The following is a 256-nucleotide window of genomic DNA, read 5'->3' as shown; positions in this document are numbered from 1 at the left end:
CAGCCGCAAGCGATTCTTCTGGTGGAGTTCGCAGGCGAGGAGCGCGACGCGCAACTCGCGTCGCTCAAGCAGCTCGGCGAATTGATGGCCGATCTCGGCTTGCCCGATTCGGTCGTCGAGATGCCGGATGCGAACGAACAGAAAGCGTTGTGGGAAGTCCGCAAGGCCGGGCTGAACATCATGATGAGCATGAAGGGCGACGGCAAGCCGGTCTCCTTCATCGAAGATTGCGCCGTGCCGCCCGAACATCTGGCCG

Annotated in this window: 1 protein-coding gene; it reads left to right on the top strand. The window is 62.1% G+C overall.

The window, feature by feature from the left end:
- Nucleotides 1-256 (top strand): FAD-linked oxidase C-terminal domain-containing protein (locus tag SB771_RS35650; RefSeq protein ID WP_410722124.1); only part of this gene is annotated, 256 nt, incomplete at both ends.

It is taken from the genome of Burkholderia sp. SIMBA_051, assembly GCF_046534915.1.
GTDB lineage: Bacteria > Pseudomonadota > Gammaproteobacteria > Burkholderiales > Burkholderiaceae > Burkholderia > Burkholderia ambifaria.
This window is presented reverse-complemented; position numbering and strand designations above follow the sequence as displayed.